We start from the raw sequence: 21,253 nt of genomic DNA on the forward strand, positions 1-21,253 counted from the left end.
GGATGCGGGCGTTTTTCTATGCCGGCGGCTGCGCCGTAAAAAGGGTCCGCGCCAGCATGATGCGCGACACCGTCGTGTAAAAGCACACGAGCGCGAAGCAGATTGCGATCTCGCAAAACCAGTGCGGAAACAGGCAAAACGCCAGGAACACGGCGATCGTCTCCGTCGCTTCGGCGAGACCGGTGGTGAAATAGAGCGATTTTGCGCCGCGAATGTCCGTCGAGAGCCTGCGCTTTTCCGCCATGGTCGAAAAGGCAAGGAAACTGGCTCCATTGATATAGAACGACAAAAGCAGAAGGCCGCCCGCCACGCCGTTTTCATAGGGATCAGCAAAAATGAAGGCGAACGGGATGAGGCCATAAAAGGCAAAATCGAGCACGATATCGAGAAAGCCGCCGAAATCGGTTTTCCGCGTCGCCCGTGCAACGGCACCGTCCAGGCCGTCACAGATCCGGCTAAGGCCGATCAGCACGAAAGCAGCGGCGTAGGCGTCGAGCACGATGGCGGCCGCTGCCGCCACACCAATGAGGAAACCGGTGACGGTGACAGTGTTTGCGCTGAACCCATAACCGGCCAGAGCCCTGCCTGCACGATCCAGCCAGGGATCAATCCACCGCCTCACATGACCGTCCAGCATGCTGTGCCCTATCCTGACAGTTTACGCTGATACCAACGATCGCGTTATTCTTGATGAAACCATCTTGCTGTAGAATATTGCCTATGGACTTGAAAAGGGTTTGCATATGTACCGCGCGCTGACACGCGACATCGAGGTGACCGTCGAACCTTATTATCTGGAGGAGCAATCCGATCCGGATGACAGCCGTTATGTCTGGGGCTACCGCATCCTGATCTCGAACCTGTCCGAAGAGACCGTCAGGCTGATGACGCGCTACTGGCACATTACCGATGAAAACGGCCAGGTGGACGAGGTCAATGGCCCGGGGGTCATCGGCGAGCAACCGGTTTTAAACCCGGGAGACACCTATGAGTACTCGTCCGGCTGCCCGCTCGACACGCCATCCGGCGTGATGTTCGGCCATTATCTGATGGAAACCACGCGTGGCGAGAGCTTCAACGTGGATATTCCGGCCTTTTCGCTGGATTCGCCCGGCCAGAACCGGACGCTGAATTAGAGCATTCCCGTTTTTTTAAAAACGGAAATGCTCTCTTCCTGTTTTGACGCACATCCGGACGGAAAACCGCTTCGCAGTTTTCCTGGATTTCCTTTTCGCCGCAGGTCTTTACTGCGGCTTCACTTCCGTCGCTTCGAACCGGTAGGTCGTCGAGCAGAACTCGCAGGTGACCGAGACAAGACCGTCCTCGGCCGCATGATCGATGTCGTCCTGGCTGAGGCTTGCCAGAACGTCGCGCAGCTTCTCGCGTGAACAGCTGCATTTGTCATAGACAGCCTGCGGCGGATAGACCTTGACGCCACGCTCGTGGAACAGCCGGTACAAAAGCCGCTCGGTACCAACGGTCGGATCGGTCAGCTCGTCGGCATCGATGGTCTGGACCATGACACTGGCTTCATCCCAGAGATCATCGACTTCGAAACTATCGTCCGCGCCGTCGCCGCCAGGAAGATCGGGCTGGCGCATGCGCTCCAGCGTTTCCGGCAGAAACTGTGCAACCATGCCGCCGGCCCGCCAGCGGTGGCGCGGCTTGCCATTTTCATCGCGATCGAGCAGCTCGGCAACGCCGAGGCGCACCTTGGTCGGGATCTGTTCCGACTGGCGGAAATAGACGCCGGCAATTTCCTCCAGCGAGGCGCCGTCAAGCGGCACGATACCCTGGTAGCGCTGCATATGCGCGCCCTGATCGATCGTGAAGGCCAGAACGCCATCGCCCAGCAGATGCTGCGGCTGGGTCAGGCCGTTTTCCTCGGCAATCTTCAAGGCCTCTTCATTGTAGCGGGCATAGGCGCGCACCCGGTCCGGCGTCGCGAAATCGGCGACGACCAGATCGACCGGGCCATTGCTCTTGGTCTGAATGATCAGCTTGCCTTCGAATTTCAGCGACGTGCCGAGAAGAACCGTCAGCACAACCGTTTCGGCCACCAGGCGGGCGACCGGGAGCGGATAGTTATGACGCTCGAGGATAGCATCCAGCATCGGGCCGAGCTGGACGGCGCGGCCACGCACGTCGAGGCCCTCAACCTGAAACGGCACGACATGATCGTCGCCTGCATAATCGAAATGGCCAAGGCCCAAATCTGCTTCCGTCATCACTCTGCTCCTAGCCCTCGGATATCCGCCCGCCATGCAGGCCGGGACTGTGTCCGATGCTTCTATTGATCCTGCGCGGGCCGGATTTGTCCAGATCGTTCCTGAAAAAACGGCTGATCGCGTTTCCGCCTCCCTGAAGAACGGCGGCGCGGATGGATGGATTTCTCAATAAGAATGACCGGCAAAGGCGGACGCGCCACCTGCCGGTCATCAGCGTGTTGCTTAGATCGTGTGCCGCAGCCCGGTTTTCAATATGCCGGGAAAGCCCCTAGAGAGCCTCTTCGTTAGGCGGAAGCACTCTAAAGAGCGCCAAGGCACCAGGCGAGTACGGACTTTTGCGCGTGCAGGCGGTTCTCGGCCTCGTCGAACACCACCGACTGCTGGCCATCGATAACGTCGTCCGTGACCTCTTCGCCGCGATGGGCGGGCAGGCAATGCATGAACAGCGCATCCTTGTCGGCCTTGGCCATCAGCGCGGCGTTCACCTGGAACGGCTGGAAGACGTTGTGGCCGCGGGCGCGGTGTTCCTGGTTCATCGACACCCAGGTATCGGTGACAACGCAATGGGCGCCGTCCACGGCCTGATCGGCATCATGATAGAGCTTGATCTCGCCGCCATTGTTGCGGGCCCAGTTGAGGATCTTGTCATCCGGCTCGGAGCCGAGTGGTACCGCCATATTCATGCGGTAACCGAAGCGGGCCGAACCTTCGATGAAGGAATGCAGCACATTGTTGCCGTCGCCGGTCCAGGCAATGGTCTTGCCCTTCACGGGGCCCGCATGTTCCTCGAAGGTCATGATATCGGCCATGATCTGGCAGGGATGCGTTGCGTCCGTCAGGCCATTAATCACCGGCACGGTGGCATGTTCGGCCAGCTCCAGCAGGCGATTGTGATCGGTGGTGCGGATCATGATCGCATCGACATAGCGCGACAGGACCTTGGCGGTATCGCCGATGGTTTCGGCGCGGCCGAGCTGCATTTCGGTGCCGGAAAGGAACAGTGTCTCCCCACCGAGCTGGCGCATCCCGACATCGAAGGAGACGCGCGTGCGGGTCGAGGGCTTTTCGAAGATCATCGCCAGCATCTTGCCGGCCAGCGGCTTTTCAGCTGTGCCTGCCTTGGTGTCGGCCTTGCGGACGCGGGCGTCCTCGATGATCGACCTCAAGTCGGTTGTCGTCATGGCAGAAAGATCGAGAAAATGTCTGGTACCGGCCATTCTATTCAAAGTCCTGTGTTTTTTCAGCGTGTCAGTAAAGCGTCGTTCAGGCCGATGCCTGTCGTCGCTCCGCTGTCAGCTGTTCGGCCGCGCGTTCAAGCCGCGCCAGGCCTTCACGGGCTTCATCGGCCGTCGTCACCAAGGGCGGCAGCAGGCGGATGACATTTTCGCCCGCAGGCACTGCCAGCAGTCTTTCCGCACGGATGGCCTTTAGGAGATCAGCAGACGGAACCTTGGCCTTGATGCCGAGCATCAGGCCTTCGCCGCGGATTTCCTCGATGACATCGGGGAAACGATCGGCGAGCGAGGCAAGCCCCTGGCGGAAGACCAGCGAGACATCGCGGACATGCTGCAGGAAATCATCCGCAAGAATGACGTCGAGAACGGCATTGCCGACGGCCATGGCCAGCGGATTGCCGCCATAGGTCGAGCCGTGGGTTCCGGCGACCATGCCGGAGGCGGCCTCTTCAGTCGCAAGGCAGGCGCCGAGCGGAAACCCGCCGCCAATGCCCTTGGCAACCGCCATGATATCCGGCGTGATGCCCGACCATTCATGGGCAAACAGCTTGCCGGTGCGGCCAACGCCGGACTGGACTTCGTCGAAAATGAGCAGCAAGCCATATTCGTCGCAGAGCGAACGCAGCTCCTGCAGGAATTCCTTCGGAACCGTGCGGATACCGCCTTCGCCCTGGATCGGCTCGATCAGGATCGCGGCCGTCTCTTCGCTGATGGCAGCCTTGAGCGCCGGCATATCGTCGAACGGCACCTGATAGAAGCCGGGTGCCTTCGGGCCGAAGCCTTCCAGATATTTCGCCTGACCACCGGCGGCGATGGTCGCCAGCGTGCGGCCGTGAAAGGCGCCCTCAAAGGTGATGATGTGGAATTTTTCCGGCTGACCCTTGGAGAAATGATAGCGCCGTGCCGTCTTGATGGCGCATTCCAGCGCTTCGGCACCGGAATTGGTGAAGAACACCTTGTCGGCGAACGTGGCTTCCGTCAGGCGGCGGCTGAGGCTTTCCTGGCCGGGCACTTCATAAAGGTTCGACAGGTGCCAGACCTTGTCAGCCTGCGCCTTCAGGGCCGAGACAAGATGCGGATGCGCATGACCGAGCGAATTGACCGCGACACCGGCGGCAAAATCCAGATAACGGGTGCCATCCTCGGCAATCAGCCAGACGCCTTCGCCGCGCTCGAACCGCAAGGGTGCGCGTGCATACGTGTCATAAAGCGGCGTGGCATCGGCCATGGCGCATGTCTCCTCAAACCATCACGGCAATTGTATAATCGGCGTCGTCAACAGGGCTGTGACCAGCCGGTAAAAAATCAAAATGCCGCCTTGCGGCGGCCAGCGCACTATCTTCATTTCGCAGTGCAATGTCAACAAAAGCCCATGATTTCCGGCAATTCCCGTTGATACAGACGATGTGATTTTTTTAGCCGGATACACTTGCAAAAATGCCACGCATCGCAAGCAAGTTGGGGAAAACTCAGAAATCGATTCGGCGGGATTCCCCGGACTCTTGTCAGGGAGTCCCCCGGGCTCTACGTTAAGAAACAATTACTAGAACGCATGCGGCGGACCTAGTCACCAAAAGTGTTATCGCGTTTCAGCCTTGGATTACATCCAGGGCCCGGTGGAGGATTCGACCATCACCAACGCTGGGAATGGAGACAAGACCATGAATTGGACTGACGAGCGGGTCGAAAAACTCAAGAAATTGTGGTCCGAGGGTTTGAGCGCGAGCCAGATCGCTGCACAACTCGGCGGCGTCAGCCGCAATGCCGTCATTGGCAAGGTTCACCGTCTCTGCCTGCCGGGCCGCGCCAAGGCCGGCGGCAGCACGGCAACCGCACGGGCCAAACGCCCTGCCCCGACCGCTGCACCACGCGCACCGAGCTTTACCGCAGCACGCATGACAGCCACCCGCACCGTGACCCGTACCACCGGCGCGACCGTCATGAAGGAGGAGGTCGAGATCGACGCGATCGAGGATCAGGAAACAGCGCCTGCCGGCAACAATGTCGTTGTTCCGATGTCGCGCCGCCTGGTGCTGACGCAGCTGACCGACCGCACCTGCAAATGGCCGATCGGTGACCCGATGAAGGAAGAGTTCCACTTCTGCGGCAACGATTCCCCGGACACATCGCCCTACTGCACATTCCACGCCAAGCTGGCCTACCAGCCCTCCGGCGAGCGCCGCCGGGCTCGCTAAGGGGGCGGAACCTGCCTTGCGCTTCGTCAATCCCATCCCGTTCGTGCGGGATATCAGTATCTCGAAAGCCTTCTATGGCGAGAAGCTGGGACTGGCGATCAAGCAGGATTTCGGCGATTTCGTCCTGTTTGAAACGGGATTTGCCATCCATGAGGGCAAATCCCTGGAAACGACGGTTTGGGGACAGCCGTCAGTCGGTTCCGGGGCCTATGGCCGTCAAAATGTCCTGCTCTATTTCGAACATGATCCTTTGGATGCGCTGTTTGCGCGCATTGCCGGTCATGTAATCCTCATCCATCCCATCGAGACCCAGCCCTGGGGACAGAGGGTATTCCGCTTTTACGATCCGGATGGTCACGCCATTGAAATTGGCGAACCGCTCGATCAGCTTTCCAGCGAATAGCCAGCACCGCGCACCGTGCGGATCACGTCCTGCATGTTGGAAAAGTTCAGCGCCTTGCGCAGGCGGCCGACATGGACGTCAACCGTGCGCTCATCGACATAGATGTCATGACCCCAGACACCGTCCAGAAGTTGCGAGCGCGAAAAGACGCGGCCTGGCGAGGCCATGAAGAATTCCAGCAGGCGAAACTCCGTCGGGCCCAGACGGACCTCGCGGGTCTTGCGGTGGACGCGGTGGGTTTCGCGGTCGAGTTCGATATCGCCGCATTTCAGCAGCGTTGACAGCACTTCGGGTTTTGCCCGGCGCAGCATCGCCTTGACCCGTGCCATCAGTTCCGGCGTCGAGAACGGCTTGACCACATAATCATCAGCGCCGGTGGCCAGACCGCGCACGCGCTCGCTCTCTTCGCCGCGTGCCGTCAGCATGATGATCGGCAGGCGTTCGGTTTCCGGGCGCTGGCGCAGCCGGCGGCACAGTTCGATGCCGGAAACGCCCGGCAGCATCCAGTCGAGGATCAAAAGATCGGGAAGGCGTTCCTGCAGGCGCATTTCCGCCTCGTCGCCACGATTGATCGTATCGACTTCGAACCCTTCGGCCTCGAGATTGTATCGGAGGAGGACGCTGAGCGCCTCTTCGTCTTCAACAACGGCAATTCTTGGCAACATTCAGTTCTGCTCCTTGGCGCCCGGCCGGCTGGCCGAAGGCTTGCCGAGCGGCTCCAGCGGCCGCTCGCGCATTTATCCGTAAGATTTCACTTACTTTACTGCGGGCATCAATTGCCGATTGCGCCAACCGTATTGGCCGTATCGTCCTTCGGACGCTCGCCAACAGGCTGTGCGCCAGTCGCCATGTAGTAGATGGTTTCCGCGATATTGGTGGCGTGATCGCCGATACGCTCGATGTTCTTGGCGCAGAACAGGAGATGCGTGCAGGGCGTGATGTTGCGCGGGTCTTCCATCATGTAGGTCAGGAGTTCGCGGAACAGCGAGGTGTAGATTGCATCGATCTCGTTGTCGCGTTCGCGGATGCTGTTGGCCTTTTCCGGTGAGCGCGAGGCGTAGACGTCGAGCACTTCCTTGAGCTGAACGAGCGCAAGCTCGGCCAGATGCTCAAGGCCGCGCGCCAGTTGCCGGGGTAGGCTGGCATGGGCAACGGCGATGACGCGCTTAGCGTTGTTCTTGCCGAGATCGCCGACGCGCTCCAGATCGGCCGCGATGCGGATCGATCCCATGATTTCGCGCAGGTCAGCCGCCATCGGCTGGCGCTTGGCGATGGTGACGATCGCCTTCTCGCCAATCTGGCGCTCGGCCTCGTCGAGAATGGCATCGTCGGAGATGACCTTCTGGGCGAGCGCCAGGTCGGAATTGACCAGGGCGCGCACGGATTCGGCCACCATCTGTTCGGCCAGGCCGCCCATCTCGGAGATGCGCCGGGTCAGGTACTTCAGATCTTCGTCATAGACGGAAGCAATGTGCGTAGACATGATTGTTTTTCCTTGCGATCACAATTCGGGTTGGAAGACCACCACCCTGCCCTCATGACAGGGTGGCGAAAGCGTCCTCAGCCGAAGCGGCCCATGATGTAGTCCTGGGTCCGCTGGTCGTCCGGATTGGTGAACATCTTGTCGGTGTCGTTTTCCTCGACGAGATTGCCGAGATGGAACATGGCGGTGCGCTGCGAGACGCGGGCGGCCTGCTGCATCGAGTGCGTGACGATGACGATCGTATAGTTCGTGCGCAGTTCGTGGATCAGTTCCTCGACCTTGGCAGTCGCGATCGGATCCAGCGCCGAACAGGGTTCGTCCATCAGGATGACTTCCGGGCTGACGGCAACGGCGCGGGCAATGCACAGGCGCTGCTGCTGACCACCGGACAGGCCGGTGCCGGATTCGTGCAGGCGGTCCTTCACCTCGTTCCAGAGACCAGCCTTTTGAAGGCTCGACTCGACGATCTGGTCGAGTTCGGCCTTGGTGCGGGCGAGACCGTGGATCTTCGGACCGTAGGTGACGTTCTCGTAGATCGACTTCGGGAACGGGTTCGGCTTCTGGAACACCATGCCGACGCGGGCGCGCAGTTCGACGACGTCGATGCTCGGGTCGTAGATATCACCGTCGTCGAGGGTGATCTTGCCGGTGACGCGGCAGCTGTCGATCGTGTCGTTCATGCGGTTGAGTGTGCGCAGGAACGTCGATTTGCCGCAGCCGGACGGGCCGATCAGCGCGGTGACGGTGTTTTCACGGACGTTGAGGTTCACATCGAAAAGCGCACGCTTTTCGCCGTAATATACCGAAACGTCCTTTCCGATCATCTTGAAGGGAACAGTGTTCATTTTCTGGTCCAGCGCCTTTTCAACTGCTGCTTCTGACATCATGTTCATGTTTCTACCTCACTACCAGCGCCGCTCAAAGCGACGCCGCAACAGGATTGCGCCCAGGTTCATGACGACGAGGAAGATCAAGAGGATCATGATCGCACCCGAAGTCCGTTCGACAAATGCACGTTCGGCTTCGTTGGCCCACATATAGATCTGGACCGGCAGAGCAGTGGACGGGTCCATCGGCGAGCCCGGATAATCGACCACGAAGGCCACCATGCCGATCAAAAGAAGCGGCGCGGTTTCGCCGAGCGCATGCGCCAGGCCAATGATGGTGCCCGTGAGCACGCCTGGCATGGCGAGCGGCAGGACATGGTGGAAGATGGTCTGCATCTTCGACGCGCCAAGACCCAAAGCTGCCGAGCGGATCGATGGCGGCACCGCCTTCAAGGCTGCGCGGGTGGCGATGATGATCGTTGGAAGCGTCATCAATGTCAGCACCAGACCACCGACGACAGCGGCCGAACGGGGCATGCCGGCGAAGTTGATGAAGATCGACAGGCCGAGCAGACCATAGACGATGGAGGGAACCGCCGCGAGGTTGTTGATATTGACCTCGATCAGATCGGTCAGCCGGTTCTTCGGCGCAAACTCTTCCAGATAGATCGATGCCGCAACGCCGATCGGAAGGGCAAGCGCCAGGACGATCAGCATCATGTACAGCGAACCGAGTGCGGCGACGCCGATGCCGGCGGCTTCAGGACGGCTGGAGGCACCATAGGTGAACAGGCCGGTGTTGAACTGCTTGGCCATTGCGCCGGTTTCGGTCAGCTGCTTCATCCATTCCAGCTGCTGATCCTTTACCTTGCGGTTGGCTTCGGCAACGGTCAGGTCGATCTGGCCCTTGTTGGCGCTGTCGATATTGCCTTCCGCGAGCAGAGAGACAGTGGCGGTCGTGCCGATGATGGCCGGATTGGCAACCACCATATCGCGAAGCTGCGTGCGGGCACTGGCCGAAACCATGTCCGTCGCCTGCCGGACGAGCGGCCTGTTGGCCGGATCGATGCCGAGTGCCTTGATCAGCGCGTCACGCACCAGAAAAGGATAGTTTGCGGTCATCAGCTTGGACGGATTGGCGCCACGCTCATTCTTCGGATCGATGATCTGTTCCGAAAACTCGATCGGCAGGGTGATCGCGGTCTGCTGGAAGGCCGTGTAGCCCTTTGAGACGACGGTCCACAACAGAACGAAGAGGAAGAACAGGCCGATCAGGATTGCCGTCAGGCCATAAGCCTTGAAGCGGCGTTCGGCAGCGTAGCGCTTCTTGATGCCGATATCGCGTTTTGTCTGCGCCGGGCGCACGAAGGTGGACTGTACGGAGGATGTCATGTCGGTCATTCGTACTGTTCCCGATACTTGCGCACGATATAGAGTGCATAGATGTTGAGGCAGAGCGTGATGGCAAACAGCGTGATGCCGAGAGCAAACGCCACCAATGTCTGAGGCGAGTTGAACTCGAGGTCGCCCGTCAGCTGGTTGACGATCTTGACGGTGACCGTGGTCATCGCCTCGAACGGGTTGAGCTGCATGCGGGCGGCAACACCGGCAGCCAGCACCACGATCATGGTCTCACCGACAGCACGCGAAGCCGTCAGAAGCAGAGCACCGACGATGCCGGGAAGTGCTGCGGGCAGGATGACGCGCTTGATGGTTTCGGAGCGGGTGGCGCCAAGACCGAGCGAGCCGTCGCGCAGCGAACGCGGCACCTGCGTGATGATATCGTCCGACAGGGAGGAGACGAACGGGATCAGCATGATGCCCATGACGAGACCGGCGGTGAGAACGCTCTGCGCCTGGATGAAGTTGACGTAGTTTCCCGTCACCAGCCCATTCAGCTGCGCCGAGATATCGCGCAGGAAAGGCCCGACCGTCACCAGCGCGAAGAAGCCGTAGACGATGGTCGGAATGCCGGCGAGAATTTCGAGCAGCGGCTTGGCAATGCCGCGCACCACAGGCCTTGCATATTCGGCCATATAGATGGCGGCGAACAGGCCGACCGGTACGGCAAAGAGCATGGCGACAAAGGCGATATAGAGCGTACCCGCGAGAAGCGGCAGAAGACCGAACTGGCCTTCCGTGCCGCCGCTGCCTGCCGCCGAAAAGCGCGGATCCCAGACAGTGCCGAAGAAGAATGCGCTGGGGGATACCGACTGGAAGAAGCGGATGGCCTCCGACAACATCGAGCCGACAATGCCGACCGTCGTCAGGATCGCGATGGAAGAGGCCAAAAGCAGCGTACCGAGCATGACGCGCTCGACACGGTTTCTGGCTCTGAAGGGCGCGCTGATACCGCGAATGGCGAAAACAGCGCCGGCAAGGGCGATGATTAGCACGACCGCGCTCATCACCCATCGGCTGCCGTCTCTCAAGCTGTTATAATGCTGGGCCGCCGCAACCATATAAGGCTCGCCGGCATTGGCCATTGGAACGCCCTTGGCAGCCAGCGCGTCGCGCAGGCTGGAAGAGCCGTTGGTGACGGCTTCAAGCTCAGCACTGTTCAAAAGCTTCAGGCCATTGGCAACCTGCATGACCTGGCCGAGCATCAGCTCGGTGGTCGCACCGCCCTGGCTTTGAACAGTTTCCGGCAAAGCGGACCGGACGGAATTTTCAACGAAAAACGGGCTGGCGAGAAGCCACACGGCAAGAACGAAAACAGCCGGCAGAACCGCCCAGATGGCGACATAGGCGCCGTGATAACCAGGAAGAGAATGCAGGGCGGAAAGCTTGCCTTTGGAGCTGGCCATCGCCCGCCCACGGCCGGCAAAAAATGCCCCAAGGCCAACGATCAAAATGACCAAAAGAATAAGAGAAGTGCTCATCGATATGTCCCCCCGGCCCATCAATCATTGAAAGCCGGCAAATCCGCATACTTCGGGAGGTCCGGCACGGCGTTTCGCCGTGCCGGATTCTTGACTTATATTAGAGCATGTTGCCGTCGGTGAAGGCCTTGCGGTCAGCTTCGCGCTCGGCATCGGGAGCCGGAACGAGACCGTAGGCAGCCAGCGGGCTTTCCGGGCCGACCATCTGGTCGTCGAGGAAGAATTCAACATATTCCTTCAGGCCCGGGATAACGCCGAGATGAGCCTTCTTGACGTAGAAGAACAGCGGGCGGGAAACCGGATATTCACCCGAAGCGATCGTTGCGCCCGACGGAACGATGCCGCTGACGGTGGCAACCTTCAGCTTGTCAGCGTTGTTTTCATAGAAGGACAGGCCGAAAACGCCGATGCCGTTCTTGTTGGACGCGATACGGGCGAGGGTTTCGGTGTAGTCACCATCGATATCGATCGCCAGGCCGTCCTTGCGAACAGCGATGCACTTCTTGGCAGCTTCCTTTTCGTCGGCAACGATGCCCTTGATGGCAACGTCAGCGCCGGTGTCCTTGCAGCCGTGGGCCAGCATCTTCTCGTCGAAGACTTCGCGCGTGCCGTGCTTTTCGCCGGGGATGTAAGCGGCGATTTCAACGTCCGGCAGGTCCTTGTTGACTTCCGACCACTTCTTGTAAGGGTTGGCAACAAGCTTGCCGTCGATAACGAGTTCAGCGGCGAGAGCCAGGTAGATATCCTTCGGCTCAAGCTTCAGGTCAGCATTGCTGCTGTCGGTTGCGAAGACGATGCCGTCATAGCCGATCTTTACTTCCTGGACTTCGGTAACGCCGGCTGCCTTGCAGGTTTCCAGCTCGCTGTCCTTGATCTTGCGCGATGCGTTGGCAATATCGATCGTGTCCGGGCCAACGCCCTTGCAGAATTCCTTCAGGCCGGCACCGGTGCCACCCGATTCAACAACCGGGGTCTTGAAGTCAGGGAAGGTTTCGCCGAACGTTTCGGCAACAATCTTTGCGTAAGGCAGAACTGTCGAGGAACCAGCGACCTGGATCTGGTCGCGAGCAATGGCAACGCCTGCAAAAGCGGCGGATGCAACCAGAGCTGCAACAGTAAGTTTCAAGGACTTCATCAAAATACTCCCATAATGGGCTTGTGTGGGTGCGCGTTTCACCAGCGCTCGCTTCGCCGTGTCGATCGGCCGCCCTAGTTAGCGCCCGATGCCCACACCTTTTATGTCAAGTTGACGAAACATTTGTGACAAATCAAGTTATTGAAATACCTATATATTTCTAATAAATGACTTTTCGCACCGCGGGTTTATGTCAAAACCTGACGGTAAACACCGTGCCCTTGCCGACTTCAGACTGAACCAGCAGCCGGGCGCGATGGCGGGTGAGGATATGCTTGACGATGGCAAGCCCAAGGCCGGTGCCTTTTTTCGACCGGCTGGCCTCCACGTTAACCCGATAGAATCGTTCGGTAATGCGTGGAACGTGCTCGGCCGGGATGCCCGGCCCGTGATCGCGAACGGATACTTCCGCAGGCATATCGCCGCCGCCTGACAGCGTGACCTCGACCTTTTTGCCCTCCTGTCCATATTTGCAGGCGTTTTCGATCAGGTTCTCGAAAACTTCCGTCAGCTCGTCGCGATCTCCCTGCACGATCACCGGATCATCCGGCACGATCAGCGAAATCTCAACGCCGACATCTTCCGCAAGCGGCGCCAGCGCATCACGCACATGGCCAAGCAATGGCGCGAGGTTGATCGCCTCATCCGGCGCGATATGCGATTTGAGCTCCAGCCGCGACAGGGACAGGAGATCATCGACCAGCCGGCTCATGCGCGTGGCCTGCTCGTGCATGATGCCCAGAAATTTCTCGTGCGCCTTCTGGTCATTGCGGGCCGGCCCCTGCAGGGTCTCGATGAAGCCACGCAGGGAGGCGAGCGGCGTTCTCAGCTCATGGCTGGCATTGGCAACAAAATCAGAGCGCATCCGGTCGATGCGGCGCGCCTGCGAAATATCGCGGTAAGACAGGATATAGAGCCGCTCATCGGCTTTCTCGCCGACCTGCGCCGGTGCGACCCGCACGATATAGACGGCTTCGGACGGAAAACGTTCGGAATGCTCGATCTGGTTGACCTTGCCGGTGACGATGGTTTCGCGAACCATGTCGAGGATGCCCGGCGAGCGGACCCGTGCCGAAAGGTCGGTATTGGGCGGAATGGTGCCGAAAGCTTTTTCTGCCGCCTGATTCTGCAAAAGCACGGTTTCATCCGGCGCAATCACCAGGATCGGGGTATCGAGAGCGTTGAAGACCGTCGCGAGCATGTCGAGATCGGTTTCTTCCACCACGGAGGGTGCAACGGCTGCGACCGGCGGCTTGGGATCGGCGGAGCGATTGAAGAGCACGATCATCCAGACGAGCCAGAACAGCAGCACGGCTGCCGTATGGATGCCCGACAGGACAAGGACAACGGCTGCAGCGACCGACAGGCCGATGATCCATATCTCCGACCTGGCCGTCTGCTTCAGTCGCTCCCAGACATTTGCTGTATCTTCCAAAATCATCTCACGTGCACGGTGCAATTGACCGGTGATAGCGGAGGTTCATGACATGATTTTCACGGCATGCTTGAATTCGCAATGCAATTGTGGCCTCCTCCCGTGAAATCGGCGGCCGGCCGTACAATACAAAGCAAGGATACGGGATGACGGATATTCAGGAAAACAAGCCGGTCGAACTGATCGTCAACGGCAAGGAGCGCATTTTCGACATTGACGATCCGAAGTTGCCCGGCTGGATCGACAACAATGCGCTGGCGTCCGGCGACTTCCCCTATGAGAAGAAATTCGACGGCGACGAATATGACGATCTTCTCGAGAAGTTGCAGATCGAGCTGGTCAAGGTCCAGTTCTGGCTGCAGGCAACCGGCAAACGCGTGCTGGCTTTGTTTGAGGGCCGCGATGCGGCCGGCAAGGGTGGTTCGATCTATGCCATCCGGTCCTATATCAATCCCCGTTCCGCCCGTGTCGTCGCTCTGCCGAAACCCACCGAGACCGAGCAGGGTCAGTGGTACTACCAGCGTTACATCTCGCATTTCCCCTCGGCCGGCGAATTCGTGATGTTCGATCGCTCCTGGTACAATCGCGGCGGCGTCGAGCCGGTCATGGGCTTCTGCACGCCGGAACAGCATGAAAAATTCCTGAAACACACGCCACGGCTGGAGAAGCTGATCACCGGCGACAATATATTCTTCTTCAAATTTTGGCTCGATATCGGCCGCGAGATGCAACTGAAGCGCTTCCACGACCGCCGTCACGATCCGTTGAAGGTGTGGAAGCTCTCGCCGATGGATATCGCCGCCTTGACGAAATGGGATGATTATACCGAGGCGCGCGACAGCATGCTGAAGGCAACGCATACCGACACCGCACCCTGGACCGTGGTTCGCGCCAACGACAAGAAACGGGCGCATCTGAACCTGATCCGACACCTGCTCAATTCGCTGGACTATGACGGCAAGGACAAGAGCGCGATCGGCAAGATCGACGACAAGATCCTCGGCTTTGGCCACGGCTTCGTCAAATAGCCGTGGCATTCGCGGTTGTTCATCGCGAAACCGCTGACGCTGTCTGTTACTGGCCGGGAAGCACCCGGACAGCATAGACACTGAGACTGTTGCCGGCGCCGGTCACATCACTGTTGATGAGGATGCGGCCCGGCGAACTCGGTGCCAGGCTGCGATCGAACGTTACCTGGAACAGCATATCACTCTTTTCATCGTTCACCGTGAACCGGTGACGGCCGCAATCGCCGAGCGATGAGAAATCGCATTCGACGGAAAACTGCGTCTGCTTGCCACCATCGGCCTGGACGCTGAGCGCCACGGTGGACGTCTTGCCGGACATCTGTTCGAGGATCGACGCCGGGATTTCGACCGACACGTTGCCATCGGCATCCGCTATGGCCGATGTGATGCGAAGGCGTTGGCCGCGCTCGTCGCCGACAGGATCGGCCGCAGCGCGGCTGCCCGCGGTGACATTGCTGGTATCGGCAGGCGTGAAGACATCGATCCAGTCACCGGAGAACCCCGCCTGCGGCCCAAGCGTCTTCAAGCCCGCCTCACCGTCGAAATCTTCCGACTGCACCGTCGAGGGCGGGTTGGCGACGCTGGTATCGCGCTCCGCCGCCGTCTTCAAAAGTCCGCTGGTTTCAACCCACCAGGCGCCCATCACAACGGCTGCGACCAGCGTCGTGATGACCATGACGAAGGAGAGAAAGCTGCCACGCTTGCGCCGGCGGGGTTTGACCGCCTGTGTCTCGGCTTTGGCGGCCTTGCCTGCCCTGCCGCGCTTGCCCACGACCGGTTCAAGCGGTGCCGTGTCGGCGGCACGCTGTCCCTCACGGCGTTCCGGCCGCAAGCCCGCAAGCCCGCCGTCGAGCACAGGGCTTTCAGCACGGTCCTCATTGCGCTGCGTGGGCAAGTGGATATCGTGATCAAGCTCGGCGGAGGGTGCAGGCACCTCGCTTGCCGCAACACTCACCGGCGGCGGCTCGGATGCGGATGCGGCGGCCTTTAAGCTGGCCCGCTCTTCCAGTTCGATGGCGTGGATCACCCCTTCGAGCCGGTGGCGTTGCTGGGCGATCACATCGGGATCGTGCACATCCTGCTTTTTAAGCCCGGCCTCGAGCGCGTTGCGCGCCGATTGATAGATGCGCGCACGGGTTTCGGAATTCGCCCTTTCGGAACGCTCCAGCGCCTGTCTGATCGCAGTTTCCAGTCCGCTCACTCTTCGTCCTTTTTGGTGCAGGCCGCATCGGCCTTGCAGTCAATCCGTCCTTACGGCGGCATACCGCTTTCCCGGCACGCTTTTAGACGTGTTAACAATTGGGTAACGGTTGACGCTGCGATCTGCAAGCCTTGCGCGGCAAACGGGCCGTCAGCACCGGGGAAAACCCGGTACTTTCAACCCAACCACCACACCGCCGGCAACAAATCGGCCTTGCAAAACCCAGCTCCGCTGCTAAAGTTCTTACGTTTACGGAAACGTCAAAAAACACAAAACGGGAGTGAATCTTGTCCCTGCCAGCCATTCTCACCGGCACAACGCGCCTGCCCGCCGTCGCAGCGCCGCTGTTCATCATATCGCATCCGGCGCTGACTCTTGCCCAATGCAAGGCCGGTGTGGTCGGCTCGTTTCCCGCCTTAAACGCGCGGCCGGAAGCACAGCTGGACGAATGGCTGGCCGAGATCACCGAAGACCTGGCGGCCTACAATTCCCGCAACCCCGATAAACCGGCAGCCCCTTTCGCGGTCAATCAGATCGTGCACAAATCCAACAGGCGCCTCGAACACGACCTGATGCTCTGCGTCAAATACAAGGTCCCGATCGTCATTTCCTCGCTCGGCGCCGTGCCCGAGGTCAATGCCGCAATCCATTCCTATGGCGGCATTGTCTTGCATGACGTGATCAACAACCGCCACGCCAATTCAGCCATCCGCAAGGGCGCCGACGGTCTGATCGCGGTTGCCACCGGCGCCGGCGGCCATGCGGGCACGCTGTCGCCCTTCGCCCTCATTCAGGAAATCCGCACCTGGTTTGACGGACCACTTCTGCTTTCGGGCGCAATCGCCACCGGCGGTGCGGTTCTGGCTGCGCAGGCCATGGGCGCCGACATGGCCTATATCGGCTCGCCCTTCATCGCCACCACTGAAGCACGCGCCAGCGATGCCTACAAGCAGATGATCGTCGACAGCGCGGCCGCCGATATCGTCTATTCCAATTCGTTCACCGGCATCCACGGCAACTATTTGAAGCCCTCGATCGTTGCCGCCGGCCTTGATCCCGACCATTTGCCGCAAGCCGACCCGTCCAAGATGGATTTCGAGACGGCAACATCGGGCGCCAAGGCCTGGAAGGATATCTGGGGCTGCGGCCAGGGCATCGGCGCCGTCACGGAGATCGCCCCGACCGCAAGCCTCGTCGACCGCTTGGCGCTCGAATATGCGCAAGCGAGACAGAGGCTGGCGCTCTAAAAAGCGCCACGCCACTTGCCCCAAGCTTTTTTGCCCTTCCCAACACTGATGGCTTGAAATCGCATCCGTTTGCGGGTATCAGCCCCTCACACATCGTTTCGCAGCCTTGCGCAACGCATGCTGGCCGCTTTAGCTCAGGTGGTAGAGCACATCATTCGTAATGATGGGGTCAGAGGTTCGAGTCCTCTAAGCGGCACCATTTTTCCTTCAATTTGTCAGGCTTTCGGTCGTATCACGCGGCGTCTCGCCTCCGATCTCCCTATGGCCGCAGATTAGGCACAAGCTTTCTCCAAGGCCGATATATGGCTGATATCGGAGCCGAACAACATTCCCTCACCGCCATATAGGCCATGTGCCACCGAGCGCCAATGTGGGTCTTGGCTTACAGAAACCACGTAGCATCCGATGCCGAATATCTCCCTTGCGCCCGGGCGATCGGCAAACCCATCCTGCCGCCCTATAAACCATCCATTAAGCGTAATCGGAATCACACGCTTCTTCCGCCACCTACAAGTATTGATAGATACAATCTTAGGTGTTATTTTAGATTGTAGACAACTTGAAATAGATATTGTCTTCATGTAGCATTTCCTGATGGTTGAGCGAATCACCGCAGTGCTAATCGGGATGCTTCGTAAGAGGGAAAGCACGATCGATGCATTGGATCGGGTCTTCTGGAGGAGAGGGCGATCCGGGTCGCTAGAGAACGGTCTGACAATGCGTTCCGGTAAATGGTCGTGATTGATCACGATTGAGCGTGCATCTATGTATTAATTCTAAGAATAAATCAGCACTGCAATATATTTCTTTATATTACCGTCAACACATCAAAACATGGTTGGCACATCTGCATAAATACAGGGACATGAACCAAAGAATTCGCCATCCCGGCGAATCTATAGCGAACTATGCTCTACAGACGGATCAGGAATGAGAGAATGAATGTGCCAAGCATTTATGAGGAGCCTGCACTCTCGCGCATAGCCCGCACCAAATCCGCACTTTCCGAAGGCAGGATCTTTGCCGCCAGACAAGGCGTGCATGACGTCGGCAATACCGGAAAGCTGCTCTATTCCGAGTGCCTGGCACGGATGATCGACGAATGGGGCGTGGTCCATTCAGCCGGAGCGTTCGTCCCTTACCTCGAAGGGGCTGGCGGCGCTGCCGTGCTTGACCATTACATGCTCGAACTGATCTTCCAGGAGCTGGCAAGCGAACCGGATGCGGTTCTCGGCTGCAACCTTTCCGCTCATACGCTCTCCAATCCGGACCATTGCGCACTGCTGCTGGACAGCATTCAGCATCATCGCATCGCCGCGTCCCGGCTGATTCTGGAAGTCACCGAAACGGCGCCGCTGCATTATCCGGCGGCGGCACAGGAATTTCTAAAAGCCGCGCGCGCTACCGGATGCCGGATCGCCATCGACGATTTTGGCGCTGGTTATGCCGCGCCATCGCGTCTGCTCGACGTTGCCGTTGATATCGTCAAGATCGATGCCTCCTTCACGCACCGGATCCTGCGCGGTCACGATGGCCGCGGCAGCCTCTATCACATTGTCGGGCTTGCGGCGTGTGCCGTCCCCATCGTTGTCGTCGAGGGCGTGGAAACCGAGGAGCATATGCAGGCCGCACTCGCTGCGGGCGCCACCCATCTGCAAGGCTATCTGCTGTCGCGCCCGACCCATTCTCCTCTCCACCATTCCTACCCGGCATACCGGCCTTTGCGGCGCCTTGTCAGAGCCGGCAGGAAAAAGCAATGACGCCAACCCTGCAGCCTCCAGCGACCGCACCCGGACCTTGCGTCACCATTGCACGCGAGACGGGAATAACCTCATTCCGTCCGGACCTGACCATCTTCCATTCCCTGCTCTCGGCGCTTTCCGGACAGGAAGCGGCAGGCCCGGCTCTGTACAGCATGCTTGAGGCGCCACAGCCGGGTATTTTGATCCGCGCGACGGGATTGCTGTCCCTCGATGCCGATAGCGTGACCTATGTCTTTACCGAAACGGAAAGCCCGCCGGGCGCGATCTTCGCCGCATCCAGCGAAGAGCGGATGCTCGATCATATCGTCATGCTCCTGTCCGTCCAGACACCGTCACTGACGCCTCGAACAATCTGGAATGCGATCGGCATCCTTGCCGGACTGCCGATCGCGCAGATCGAGCACGCGGTGATTTTGGCGACCCTGCATCATCACTCCCTTGATTTCGGCCTCGCGGCGACAACTCTTGGGCTTTCTCAAGCTGAGCTCGCGGAACGCCTGAAAACCGTTCGCGCAGACCAAGCAAGGCCGGAGATAGGCGCGGCATGACCTCCATCGGCGCTCGCCTTGCGGGCCACCAAAATCACCTCTGAAACCTGCAACAATCCGCATTTCTCACCGGCAAACGAACCTGAAACTTAAAGAACACGCTGATTTCAGCATCACGGGAAGGCTCAAGAATGGTCGCGCAGATGAAGCTCAGTCAGCAAAACGATCTCTCCATTTCCCGCGATGCAGGCATCGTTCGCGCACCGGGGGAACCGACAAATTTCCTGCTCGCGGGCGACGCCTCGACTGTGCGGAATTACGGGCGCGAAGGCAATGACCTGGTCATCGAATTCGATGACGGCAAAGTGCTGCGCATCGAAGGCTTCTTTACCGGCGGCGCCCAATATAACAATCTCGTCTTCGTTGATGACAATGCACAATGGCTGGCGAATTTCGACCCGGCGCTCGGCGGCGGAGACGGCATTGCCGATGCGCAAGTTGTGCTGGAGAGGATCGAAGACAATGACTCGACACTGATCTTGCTTGGACTTCTTGGCGCTGCACTTACGGGCGCAGGCGGCATTGCAGCGGCTGGCGGCAGCGATGAGAAGCCTCAAGCCGATACGGATACGACCTCCCCTTCACGACCGGACTTTGCAGCGGCAGACGACGCCGACTTGCCGGCCCGCCCGATCGAGCACCGTTCCACCACCAATGATGTAAGCCCCGTCCTCACCGGAACCGCCGAAGCCGGCAGCACTGTCCATATCTACGATAACGGCCGCCTGATCGGAACCGCGCAGGCAGGCGCCGATGGCGCATGGACATTCACGCCGTCGCCTCCGCTGGCGGACGGCCAACACCTGCTGACCGCCACATCCACCGACGCGGATGGCAATGTCAGCCCGGTTTCGGAACTGCTCGACATTACAGTCGATACGGCGACGGGAGCGCCGCTGGTGGTGGTGACCGGCAATGGCGACGGCACCATCACCGTCACAGGAACCGCAGAACCCGGTGCCACGCTCACCATTACCTATCCCGATGGAACGACCGGCACGGTGATCGCCGATATCGCCGGACACTACAGCATCACCTCGCCCGGTGTGCAGACAACGGGAACGGTAATCGCCCAGGCCACCGATGCGGCTGGCAATGATGGGCCGGTGACCACAGCGGTCTATGTCGATGCCATCGATCCCGCAGCTCCCTCAGTCACCGTCACCGGCAATGGCGATGGTACCATCACCGTCACGGGAACCGCAGAACCCAGTGCCACCCTTACCGTCACCTATCCCGATGGAACATCCGGAACAGTCGTGGCGGGGCCTAACGGAAACTATACGATCACCTCGCCCGGCGTGCAGTCCTCAGGCACAGTGACGGCACAGGCCACCGATGCGGCCGGCAATGACGGGCCACCCGCCACGGCCGCCTACACAGACGCCGTCGATCCCGCAGCTCCCTCAGTCACCGTCACCGGCAATGGTGACGGCACCATCACCGTCACGGGAACCACTGAGCCCGGTGCGACGCTCACCGTCACCTATCCCGATGGAACATCCGGAACCGTCGTGGCTGGCCCCAATGGACAGTACAGCATCACCTCGCCCGGTGTGCAGACAACGGGCACGGTCACGGCACAGGCCACCGATGCCGCTGGCAATGATGGACCATCTTCCACGGCTGCCTATGTCGACGCC

21 protein-coding genes and 1 tRNA gene are annotated in these 21,253 nt (G+C 59.6%); 10 read left to right on the plus strand and 12 right to left on the minus strand.

Features of this window, described 5'->3' with window-relative positions; all coding sequences use genetic code 11:
• Nucleotides 1-16: 16 nt before the first annotated feature.
• The gene (locus tag ASD32_RS01840) at nucleotides 17-637 is read right to left on the minus strand and encodes a CDP-alcohol phosphatidyltransferase family protein (protein ID WP_060636180.1); all 621 of its coding nucleotides are present in this window, start codon (nucleotides 635-637) and stop codon (nucleotides 17-19) included.
• Nucleotides 638-743: 106 nt separating this feature from the next.
• Here ASD32_RS01840 and apaG point away from each other — a divergent pair, with 106 nt between their 5' ends.
• Nucleotides 744-1,136 carry a Co2+/Mg2+ efflux protein ApaG gene (gene apaG, locus ASD32_RS01845; protein ID WP_060636181.1) on the plus strand — a complete coding sequence of 131 codons (393 nt, stop codon included), beginning with the start codon at nucleotides 744-746 and terminating at the stop codon, nucleotides 1,134-1,136.
• A gap of 108 nt (nucleotides 1,137-1,244) precedes the next feature.
• On the opposite strand, the gene ASD32_RS01850 is transcribed toward apaG, so the two are convergent.
• The gene (locus ASD32_RS01850) at nucleotides 1,245-2,228 is read right to left on the minus strand and encodes an Hsp33 family molecular chaperone (protein ID WP_060636182.1); all 984 of its coding nucleotides are present in this window, start codon (nucleotides 2,226-2,228) and stop codon (nucleotides 1,245-1,247) included.
• 34 nt (nucleotides 2,229-2,262) lie between these two features.
• On the opposite strand from ASD32_RS01850, the gene ASD32_RS30445 reads away from it, so the two are divergent.
• The gene (locus tag ASD32_RS30445; RefSeq protein ID WP_210171099.1) at nucleotides 2,263-2,400 is read left to right on the plus strand and encodes a hypothetical protein; all 138 of its coding nucleotides are present in this window, start codon (nucleotides 2,263-2,265) and stop codon (nucleotides 2,398-2,400) included.
• Nucleotides 2,401-2,527: 127 nt separating this feature from the next.
• Here the strand turns inward: ASD32_RS30445 and argF are convergent, their stop codons facing one another.
• The gene (argF, locus tag ASD32_RS01855; protein WP_060636183.1) at nucleotides 2,528-3,445 is read right to left on the minus strand and encodes an ornithine carbamoyltransferase; all 918 of its coding nucleotides are present in this window, start codon (nucleotides 3,443-3,445) and stop codon (nucleotides 2,528-2,530) included.
• 46 nt (nucleotides 3,446-3,491) lie between these two features.
• A complete protein-coding gene (locus tag ASD32_RS01860; protein WP_060636184.1) occupies nucleotides 3,492-4,691 on the minus strand; it encodes an aspartate aminotransferase family protein in 1,200 nt (399 codons plus the stop codon).
• Nucleotides 4,692-5,124: 433 nt separating this feature from the next.
• Between ASD32_RS01860 and ASD32_RS01865 the strand changes: the two genes are divergently transcribed.
• Nucleotides 5,125-5,658 (plus strand): GcrA family cell cycle regulator, encoded by a 534-nt coding sequence (locus ASD32_RS01865; protein ID WP_060636263.1) that lies wholly within the window; start codon nucleotides 5,125-5,127, stop codon nucleotides 5,656-5,658.
• Between the two features lie 16 nt (nucleotides 5,659-5,674).
• Nucleotides 5,675-6,061, plus strand: a complete 387-nt coding sequence (locus ASD32_RS01870) for a VOC family protein (protein WP_060636185.1) — start codon at nucleotides 5,675-5,677, stop codon at nucleotides 6,059-6,061.
• On the opposite strand, the gene phoB is transcribed toward ASD32_RS01870, so the two are convergent.
• From phoB to phoR, 7 genes are all read right to left on the minus strand, one after another.
• Complete coding sequence (phoB, locus tag ASD32_RS01875) at nucleotides 6,043-6,726, minus strand: phosphate regulon transcriptional regulator PhoB (RefSeq protein ID WP_060500634.1); 684 nt, start codon at nucleotides 6,724-6,726, stop codon at nucleotides 6,043-6,045. The two genes, ASD32_RS01870 and phoB, sit on opposite strands and share 19 nt — an antisense overlap.
• A 107-nt stretch (nucleotides 6,727-6,833) precedes the next feature.
• Nucleotides 6,834-7,547 (minus strand): phosphate signaling complex protein PhoU, encoded by a 714-nt coding sequence (phoU, locus tag ASD32_RS01880; protein WP_060636186.1) that lies wholly within the window; start codon nucleotides 7,545-7,547, stop codon nucleotides 6,834-6,836.
• Between the two features lie 74 nt (nucleotides 7,548-7,621).
• A complete protein-coding gene (gene pstB, locus ASD32_RS01885) occupies nucleotides 7,622-8,437 on the minus strand; it encodes a phosphate ABC transporter ATP-binding protein PstB (RefSeq protein ID WP_060636187.1) in 816 nt (271 codons plus the stop codon).
• A 12-nt stretch (nucleotides 8,438-8,449) separates the two neighbouring features.
• Nucleotides 8,450-9,772 (minus strand): phosphate ABC transporter permease PstA, encoded by a 1,323-nt coding sequence (pstA, locus tag ASD32_RS01890; protein WP_060636188.1) that lies wholly within the window; start codon nucleotides 9,770-9,772, stop codon nucleotides 8,450-8,452.
• Complete coding sequence (gene pstC, locus ASD32_RS01895) at nucleotides 9,769-11,253, minus strand: phosphate ABC transporter permease subunit PstC (RefSeq protein WP_060636189.1); 1,485 nt, start codon at nucleotides 11,251-11,253, stop codon at nucleotides 9,769-9,771. Before pstC ends, pstA begins: the two co-directional genes overlap by 4 nt.
• Before the next feature lie 100 nt (nucleotides 11,254-11,353).
• A complete protein-coding gene (locus tag ASD32_RS01900) occupies nucleotides 11,354-12,388 on the minus strand; it encodes a substrate-binding domain-containing protein (protein ID WP_060636190.1) in 1,035 nt (344 codons plus the stop codon).
• 193 nt (nucleotides 12,389-12,581) lie between these two features.
• The gene (phoR, locus tag ASD32_RS01905) at nucleotides 12,582-13,829 is read right to left on the minus strand and encodes a phosphate regulon sensor histidine kinase PhoR (protein WP_060636264.1); all 1,248 of its coding nucleotides are present in this window, start codon (nucleotides 13,827-13,829) and stop codon (nucleotides 12,582-12,584) included.
• 140 nt (nucleotides 13,830-13,969) lie between these two features.
• On the opposite strand from phoR, the gene ppk2 reads away from it, so the two are divergent.
• Entirely contained in the window at nucleotides 13,970-14,851 is an 882-nt protein-coding gene (gene ppk2 / locus ASD32_RS01910; protein ID WP_060636191.1) for a polyphosphate kinase 2, read from the plus strand.
• Between the two features lie 46 nt (nucleotides 14,852-14,897).
• On the opposite strand, the gene ASD32_RS01915 is transcribed toward ppk2, so the two are convergent.
• On the minus strand, nucleotides 14,898-16,052 hold the full coding sequence (locus tag ASD32_RS01915; RefSeq protein WP_060636192.1) for a hypothetical protein: 1,155 nt from the start codon (nucleotides 16,050-16,052) through the stop codon (nucleotides 14,898-14,900).
• Nucleotides 16,053-16,339: 287 nt separating this feature from the next.
• Here ASD32_RS01915 and ASD32_RS01920 point away from each other — a divergent pair, with 287 nt between their 5' ends.
• From ASD32_RS01920 to ASD32_RS01940, 5 genes are all read left to right on the plus strand, one after another.
• Nucleotides 16,340-17,299 (plus strand): nitronate monooxygenase family protein, encoded by a 960-nt coding sequence (locus ASD32_RS01920; RefSeq protein ID WP_060636193.1) that lies wholly within the window; start codon nucleotides 16,340-16,342, stop codon nucleotides 17,297-17,299.
• A gap of 123 nt (nucleotides 17,300-17,422) precedes the next feature.
• A tRNA-Thr gene (locus tag ASD32_RS01925) sits at nucleotides 17,423-17,498 on the plus strand.
• A 739-nt stretch (nucleotides 17,499-18,237) separates the two neighbouring features.
• Nucleotides 18,238-19,059 (plus strand): EAL domain-containing protein, encoded by an 822-nt coding sequence (locus ASD32_RS01930; RefSeq protein WP_060636194.1) that lies wholly within the window; start codon nucleotides 18,238-18,240, stop codon nucleotides 19,057-19,059.
• Nucleotides 19,056-19,610: a hypothetical protein gene (locus ASD32_RS01935; RefSeq protein WP_060636195.1), complete on the plus strand. Its 555-nt coding sequence runs from the start codon at nucleotides 19,056-19,058 to the stop codon at nucleotides 19,608-19,610. Before ASD32_RS01930 ends, ASD32_RS01935 begins: the two co-directional genes overlap by 4 nt.
• 131 nt (nucleotides 19,611-19,741) lie before the next feature.
• The coding region (locus ASD32_RS01940) for an Ig-like domain-containing protein (protein ID WP_156383005.1) at nucleotides 19,742-21,253 on the plus strand (1,512 nt) is incomplete at its 3' end.

Origin of the sequence: Rhizobium sp. Root483D2 (assembly GCF_001426685.1) — a bacterium.
GTDB classification, from domain to species: Bacteria; Pseudomonadota; Alphaproteobacteria; order Rhizobiales; family Rhizobiaceae; genus Pararhizobium; species Pararhizobium qamdonense.